Raw genomic sequence first — 757 nt, 5'->3', positions numbered from 1 at the left:
GAGAACCTGGTCTCCGGTGTGCGCCAAGCGCTGCGCACCACCACCGACAACCGGCAGCGGTTGCGCGCGGCCGTCCACTAGCCTTAGCTCAAGTTCTTCGAAAAGACGGAAAGGGGCCCCGGCGTGGAGGTCAAGATCGGTGTCACGGACAGCCCGCGCGAGCTGAGCTTCAACAGCGCGCAGACACCCAGCGAGGTGGAGCAGTTGTTCACCGAGGCGCTGGCCAGGGATTCGGGTGTGCTGGCCCTGACCGACGAGAAGGGGCGCCGCTTTCTGGTGCAGACGTCCAAGATCGCCTACGTGGAGATCGGCGCGGCCGACGTCCGTCGTGTCGGCTTCGGGGTCGGCCTGGGAGCTAAGACCGGGTAAGCGGCACGTGTGACAGTCCGCCCCAAGCGAACTGGACGGTGCCCTCGACCGCGGCCTCCTTGGAGATCGGCCGGTCGTTGTTGAGCCAGTAGCGGGCGGAGTCCACGCTGATTGCGACCAGTCCCACCGCGATCATCCTGGCGCGGTGCGCCTCTAGCCCGGAATCCCGGCTGATCAGGTCGAACACCGCGTCGGTGCAGGCCTCGGTGGCCACCTTCACCTGCGCGGCGACCTGCGGTTCGTTGACATAGTCGTTCTCGAAGATCAGCCGGTAACCCTGGCCGTCGTGCTCGATGAAGTCGAAGAACGCCTGGACGGCCGCGCGCAACCGCTGCCGGTTGTCGGTGGTGGTGCGCAGCGCTTGGCGCACACCGGAGACCAGGTTCTC

At 66.6% G+C, this 757-nt stretch carries 1 protein-coding gene and 2 pseudogenes; 2 read left to right on the top strand and 1 reads right to left on the bottom strand.

Features of this window, described 5'->3' with window-relative positions; all coding sequences use genetic code 11:
- Positions 1–75: pseudogene (locus A5698_RS30015) on the top strand (TetR/AcrR family transcriptional regulator); the annotation flags it as partial.
- A 48-nt stretch (positions 76–123) separates the two neighbouring features.
- Positions 124–369, top strand: a complete 246-nt coding sequence (locus A5698_RS17545; protein WP_068299518.1) for a DUF3107 domain-containing protein — start codon at positions 124–126, stop codon at positions 367–369.
- On the opposite strand, the pseudogene A5698_RS17540 reads toward A5698_RS17545, so the two are convergent.
- Positions 356–757: pseudogene (locus A5698_RS17540) on the bottom strand (TetR/AcrR family transcriptional regulator); the annotation flags it as partial. The gene A5698_RS17545 and the pseudogene A5698_RS17540 overlap by 14 nt on opposite strands.

Source organism: Mycobacterium sp. E136, assembly GCF_001666865.1.
Lineage (GTDB): Bacteria > Actinomycetota > Actinomycetes > Mycobacteriales > Mycobacteriaceae > Mycobacterium.
The sequence above is the reverse complement of the archived record's forward strand: the minus strand, read 5'-3'. Positions and strand labels throughout refer to the sequence as shown.